This window comes from Mesorhizobium sp. NFR06 (assembly GCF_900115245.1).
Lineage (GTDB): Bacteria > Pseudomonadota > Alphaproteobacteria > Rhizobiales > Rhizobiaceae > Mesorhizobium.
Genome location: NZ_FOVT01000003.1, coordinates 428,833 through 435,153, shown reverse-complemented (window position 1 = coordinate 435,153; position 6,321 = coordinate 428,833). Strand labels below are relative to the sequence as shown.

The window sequence follows — 6,321 nt, the reverse complement described above, 5'->3', positions numbered from 1 at the left end:
CGGAAGTCACGGCGGCGATGGCGGGCGAACCGGACGGGCTCTATCTCGTCAGCACGCCGGTCGACGGCGCCACGGTTGCCCGCACTTGGATATCGCAGGGCGGCGTGCAGAAGTTCCTGCTCAATGACGGCATGAACAGCCCCGATTTCATCGACTCCGTCGGCGCCGACTATCTCAGGGATGCCTACGGCACCTCTTCCGGCACCAGCCCGACCGCTTCGACCGACTATTTCAACAAGAACTACAAGGAATTCTCCGGCATCGAGCCGTCGAACCCGGCCGCCGATCGTTCCTATGACGCTGGCGCCATCGTCGGGCTGGCGATCGCCATCGCCGGCTCCGGAGATCCGGCCAAGATCAAGGACGCCATGTACAAGGCGGTCGATCCGGCAGGCACGCCGATCTATGCGGGCAAGCAGGAATTCGCCAAGGCGCTCGGCCTGATTAAGGACGGCAAGCCGATCCGCTATGAAGGCGTCATCGGTCCGGTCTCCTTCGACAAGTTTGGCGACATCACCGGCCCGTTCCGTCTGTGGAAGATCGTCGACGGCAAGGTGACGACGGACGGCGAGATGACCACCGACGACGTCAACGCATTGCAAGCGAAGTTGAACAAATGAAGGGTGGACACGCGGATGGACCCGGATTGCTGATCCGCGGTCCATCCGCCCGGGATAAGTTGAGGGGACCGCTTAGCGCCCCATAGCGGTCGTACTAGGCTGTCTATGGGATCGCTGAAAGCAGACTTCGCTTTGGACCGAACTGAATCTGAGTTTGCGCGCAACGCGGACATTAGTCGATCTTGAACAGCGGCGTTCTCCCTTCAGCCTTCTCTCTGAAATCGGCTGCCAGAGAGGATCGTCCTGACCAGCTGCGGAACTAGCGACTGATGTCGCCAGCAACAGTCGATACCGAAAGCGAAGGGCGCTCGTTCAGCTCGTCTTTGTCGAACCCAGCGATAAGCTTGTATCGAGCCGCAACCTAGCTGATGATGGGTCGACGGTTTCAAAACCGTCCGGCGCACGGCCATCTGCATCACCTGTTCCACCCACCGCCGTGGCGCTCGGGATGGATCGGTTACGGCGACCGCTTCTGCGCTGCACCTCGGCTCCACCCTCACAAGCCAGGAGGTCGTGATTACCGATCAATCCGGGCGACGTTTCAGTACGGTCAGGGTGACAAACACTATTCGCCTGGCTGGACAATGATCCATCGCGAAAATCAGATACATCCTCGCCCTCTAATCGCTTCCGTTCAGAGTCCGCTCGCTTGTAAGCGTGCATTTGGCCTGAGCGTCGGCTCGGACTGCCCACGCTTGATCGCCTAAGCTACGCCTCAGTCGAGCGCTGCCAGCATCAGGTGCAGTGCTCTGTTAGGATAAGTGTAGTTAGGTGATTATATTCAGGATAGCTTATATTAACTTCTGTAAATCCCTCAGGTGACGTGGTATGACAGCGACCTGAAGTCGGCTACGCTGGGCAGCGAGCTTGCCAAGGGCAACAACGGCTTTGGCTATGCGCTGAGCATCGAAACCGGCCAGAAGATCGCGCTGCAAGGCAAGTGGACTCTTACGCCGCAGGCGCAGCTTGCCTATTCCTCGGTGCGCTTCGACGGCTTCCCCGATCCGTTCGACGCGGCGGTGTCGCTGAGCCGCAGCGAGGCCCTGATCGGCCGCGCCGGACTGTCGCTCGACTATGAGGATGCCTGGACCGGCGCGCAGGGCAAGGTCAGCCGCTCGCATCTCTACGGCATCGCCAACCTCTACTACGACTTCCTCGACGGCAATGACGTCGATGTCTCGGGCACGGCGCTGCACGAGCACGACGAGCCACTGTGGGGCGGGCTCGGTGTCGGCGGATCGCTCTCCTGGGCCGACGACCGCTACATGGTCTTCGGCGAGGCCTTCGCCAAGTCGAGCCTCAAAGACTTCGCCGGCAGCCGCTCGATCGGCGCCAAGCTCGGCTTCAGCGTGGAATGGTAGGCAGCGCGCGGGCCGCTTTCGTGCCCGCGGCCAAAATTTGTTGCGCCGCCACATGTTTTCCCAGCTCGACTCGGCAAGACTTCGCAGCGATGGGGCGCTCGGCGCCCGCATCGCCCGCAAGCAGGCATCGTCTGCAGAGAGTCGGACTGTCCGGAATTTCAGGCCACGTCCCGCCGAATTGGCTTGCGATCATCAGCCGCGAACACCGCGCTCGCCTCGCTGACGATAGAGACATGATCCCTGGCGGCCTTGCCCGCAGCCACGCTGTCTCCGCGCATGATTGCGGTGACGATCAGGTCGTGTTCCTGCCAGGATTTGGCAAGCCGTCCGGGCAGCATGAACTGCGCGCGGCGAAAGGGTGCCAACCGGCTGCGGGTCATCACGGTGAGATCGTGGATATGCGTATTGTGGGCACCACGATAAAGCCGGCTATGGAACTCGGTGTTGAAATACTCGTAGTCCTCCTCGGCGCCGAGCTGCACCAGGCGGGCCGAAGCCTGGTGCTCGGTCTCGAGCGCGCGGCGCTCGGCTGCGGTCATGCGCTCGGCCGAGAAGCGCGCGCAGATCGCCTCCAGCTCGGCCATGCTCTCGAACATCGAGGCAAGATGCTCCTGCGTCACGACGGCGACGATAGCGCCCCGGTTAGGCCGCCTTTCGACCAGGCCCATGGCGCTGAGCTGGCCGAGCGCCTCCCTCACAGGGGTGCGTGATACGTCGAAGCGGGCGGCGAGCGAGGTCTCGTCCAGCTTTTCGCCGGGGCGCAGGTAGCCGGTGACAATCCGGTCGCCGATCGCCCTGACCATCTGATCCACGGTCGTGCCCGACCTGATCAAGCTGTGCTTTCCCGACAAGTTTCCTCCGTCCCGTCTTCTCGTGGAGCCGGCCGACTCGTTGGCCCTTTCGACTCGGACATGCCTCTATGCCTCTATTTTAATCTGTCTGTCAAACTGGCTATTTTAAAGGCAAAAAGTGCATGCAATTGCCTCCGGCATGGGCACGAGTCTTCTACACGGTAGCTGATTTTATTGGATAAATTTCAATACCGCAACTGGCACGGCGATTGCATGCACTTTCTTAACGGCATGTTAATCGACCCGGAAAAGGGTCCTAAAGGGAGCATTCACTATGACCGACAGATTCATGCTTAACCGTCGCCAACTGCTCAAGACCTCTGCCGCGGGGGCCGCACTCGGCCTGGTCTCGGCATCCTTTCCGATCAGCCGTGCCTTCGCCGCCGCCACCACCGTCGGCTTCATCTATGTCGGCCCGAAGGACGACTACGGCTACAACCAGGCGCATGCCGAAGGGGCAGCGTCGCTGAAGGGTATCGAAGGCATCTCGGTCGTCGAGGAGGAAAACGTTCCCGAGACGGTCGACGTCCAGAAGACGATGGAATCGATGATCAATCTCGATGGCGCCTCGCTGATCTTCCCGACCTCCTTCGGCTATTTCGATCCGCACATGCTGGCCATGTGCGCGAAGTTTCCCGATGTGCAGTTCCGCCATTGCGGCGGCATGTGGAGCAAGGACAAGCACCCGATGAATGCCGGCTCCTATTTCGGCTATATCGGCATGGGCCAGTATCTCAACGGCGTCGTCGCCGGCCACACCTCGAAGAGCAAGAAGCTCGGCTTCGTCGCCGCCAAACCGATCCCGCAGGTGCTGCTCAACATCAACTCCTTCCTGCTCGGCGCGCGCTCGGTCGACCCGACGATCACCTGCCAGGTCATCTTCACCGGCGAGTGGTCGCTGGCGGTCAAGGAAGCGGAAGCCACCAACGCCCTAGTCGACCAGGGCGCCGACGTCATCACCTGCCATGTCGACAGCCCGAAAGTGGTAGTCGAGACGGCAGCCGGCCGCGGCGCCTTCGTTTGCGGCTATCACGCCAACCAGAGCCCGCTGGCGCCTGAAAAATACCTCACCGGCGCCGAGTGGAACTGGGCAAAGGTCTACAAGATGTTCGTCGACGACCTCATCGCCGGCACGCCGCTGCCCAATTTCACCCGCGGCGGACTGGCCGACGGCTTCGTCAAGATGAGCCCGCTCGGTCCCGCCGTCGGCGAGGCGGCGCGCAAGCAGTTCGACGCCACGCTGGCCGAGATGATGAAGGGCGGCTTCTCCGTCATCAAGGGCCCGCTGAAGAGCAACAAGGGCGCTGTCGTCGCCACCGAAGGCCAGGCCTTCGCCGAAACCGCGATCGAGCTTGAAAGCATGGACTATCTCGTCGAGGGCGTTGTCGGCTCGACCGCCTGAGGCTGAGCGCGGAGGCGGGGACCATGACGGATACGGTCAGCAGTGCGGATGCGCCGGCCATGCTTGGCGTCAGGGGATATCCGGCGGCGCTGGAATGGATCGCCAGGCGGGCGGAAGCCTTCGTCATTCCGCTGGCGGCGCTGGTCGTCGGCATGGTCCTGTTCAGCCTGTTCATCGCGGTGGTCGGCAAGTCGCCGGTGCAGCTCTATGAAACCATGTGGCGCGGCGGCTTCGGCTCGTGGTTCTCCATCCAGAACTCGCTGTCGCGGGGGGCACCCCTGCTGCTCGCGGCGCTCTGCGTGGCGCTGCCGGCCCGGCTCGGCCTCGTCGTCATCGGCGGCGAGGGCGCCATCGTGCTCGGCGGCGTCGCCGCCGCTGCCATCGGCGTGGCGCTGAGCGGCGCGCCATCCTTCATCGTCATTCTTGCCATGGGCGTGGCGGGCGTGGCCGCCGGCGGCATCTGGATAGGTGCCGTCGGCGCGCTGCGCCACTACCGGGCCGTCAACGAAACCATCTCCAGCCTGCTGATGGCCTACATCGCCATCGCCCTGATGAACCAATTGGTGGAAGGGCCGCTCCGCGACCCGGCCTCCCTCAACAAACCCTCGACCCAGCCGCTGGCCGACATCTACCGCATCGGCAACATTCCGGGCATGGAGGTGCATTGGGGGCTTGCCGTCGGCGTCGTCGCCTGCGTGCTCTCCTGGGTGCTGATCGAAAAGACCCGCTGGGGCTTTGCCGCCCGAATCGCCGGCGGCAATGTCAGGGCAGCGCAGGTGCAGGGGCTGGCCGTCGGGCCGCTCATCGTCGGTTTTACCGCGCTTGCCGGCGGCTTTGCCGGCCTTGCCGGCATGCTGGAAGTCGCAGCCGTGCAAGGCAGCGCCAACGGCTCGCTTGCCGCCGGCTACGGCTATACCGGCATCCTCGTCGCGTTCCTCGCCCGCCACAACCCGTTGGCCATCATCCCGGTCGCCATCCTGCTTGGCGGCATCGACGCGTCCGGCGGGCTGATCCAGCGCCGCATGGACCTGCCCGACGCCACCGTGCTGGTGCTGCAAGGCATGATCTTCATCGTCATCCTGTTCAGCGAAACCTTGTATGGCCGCTTCAAGGCCTTCAATCCCGACCTGTGGCAGAGGGCCTCCTGATGGACGCTACCGGGATTGGCCTCTGGGGCGTGCCGCTCGCCATTCTCGGCGGTGCCATCCGCGTGTCGACGCCCTTTATCTTCGTTTCGCTCGGCGAGGCCATCACCGAGCGGTCCGGCCGGATCAATCTGGGGCTCGAAGGCACGCTGGTGTTCGGCGCAATGACCGCATATGCGGTCGCGGTCATGACGGGCTCGCCATGGCTCGGTCTGCTGGCCGCCGCGGCCGCCGGCCTTTGCTTCGGCCTGTTCCATGGCTGGATCTGCAAATTCCCGAAGGTCAACGACATCGCCATCGGCATCGCGCTGATGCTGTTCGGCTCGGGGCTCGCCTTCTTCTTCGGCAAGCCGTTCATCAAGCCGAAGGCGCCCAACCTTCCGGCCATTCCGTTCGGCGCCTGGTCCGACATTCCGCAGGTGCAGGCGGCACTCGACGTCAACGTCCTGTTCCTGATCGGGGCGGCACTTTCGCTCGTCCTGTGGTGGGCTTTCCGCAACACCCGCGCCGGCCTCATCGTGCGCGTCGTCGGCGACAGTTCCGACGCCGCGCGCGCCATGGGCTTCAACCCGAAGACGGTGCGCCTCGTCGCCACCGGCGTCGGCGGCGCGCTGGCCGGCATCGGCGGCGCCTATCTGTCGCTCTACTATCCCGGTAGTTGGACCGAACGCATCTCGTCCGGCCAGGGGCTGATGGCGGTGGCACTGGTGATCTTTGCGCGCTGGAATCCGCTCGGCTGCTTTGCCGCCGCCCTTTTGTTCGGTGGCGCCGGCGCGCTCGGACCGGCGCTGCAGTCGGTCGGCGTCACGCAAGGCTACTACCTGTTCTACGCCGCGCCTTACATCCTGACCTTGATCATCATGATCGCCACCTCGTCGCCGACCCGTTCGCTTGCCGGTGCGCCGGGCGAATTGTCGATCACCAAATAACTGGAGTTTCTGC

5 protein-coding genes and 1 pseudogene are annotated in these 6,321 nt (G+C 63.5%); 5 read left to right on the top strand and 1 reads right to left on the bottom strand.

The genetic code is table 11. The annotated features are described in order from the left end of the window. Together F3H96_RS08830 and F3H96_RS08825 are read left to right on the top strand one after the other, a co-directional pair. Positions 1-620 (top strand): annotated as a pseudogene (locus F3H96_RS08830) (ABC transporter substrate-binding protein); the annotation flags it as partial. Between the two features lie 818 nt (positions 621-1,438). Further along, entirely contained in the window at positions 1,439-1,981 is a 543-nt protein-coding gene (locus tag F3H96_RS08825; protein WP_348530052.1) for an autotransporter outer membrane beta-barrel domain-containing protein, read from the top strand. A 158-nt stretch (positions 1,982-2,139) separates the two neighbouring features. On the opposite strand, the gene F3H96_RS08820 is transcribed toward F3H96_RS08825, so the two are convergent. Then, positions 2,140-2,814, bottom strand: coding sequence for a GntR family transcriptional regulator (locus F3H96_RS08820; RefSeq protein WP_149791550.1), 675 nt, complete (start codon positions 2,812-2,814; stop codon positions 2,140-2,142). A 292-nt stretch (positions 2,815-3,106) separates the two neighbouring features. Between F3H96_RS08820 and F3H96_RS08815 the strand changes: the two genes are divergently transcribed. From F3H96_RS08815 to F3H96_RS08805, 3 genes are read left to right on the top strand one after another with little or no spacing between them, the layout of a single operon-like run. Beyond that, the gene (locus tag F3H96_RS08815) at positions 3,107-4,234 is read left to right on the top strand and encodes a BMP family ABC transporter substrate-binding protein (RefSeq protein WP_149791549.1); all 1,128 of its coding nucleotides are present in this window, start codon (positions 3,107-3,109) and stop codon (positions 4,232-4,234) included. 59 nt (positions 4,235-4,293) lie between these two features. Next, complete coding sequence (locus tag F3H96_RS08810) at positions 4,294-5,382, top strand: ABC transporter permease (RefSeq protein ID WP_244619945.1); 1,089 nt, start codon at positions 4,294-4,296, stop codon at positions 5,380-5,382. Continuing rightward, positions 5,382-6,308, top strand: a complete 927-nt coding sequence (locus tag F3H96_RS08805) for an ABC transporter permease (protein ID WP_149791547.1) — start codon at positions 5,382-5,384, stop codon at positions 6,306-6,308. The genes F3H96_RS08810 and F3H96_RS08805 overlap by 1 nt, the downstream gene beginning before the upstream one ends. The last annotated feature ends 13 nt before the right edge of the window (positions 6,309-6,321 follow it).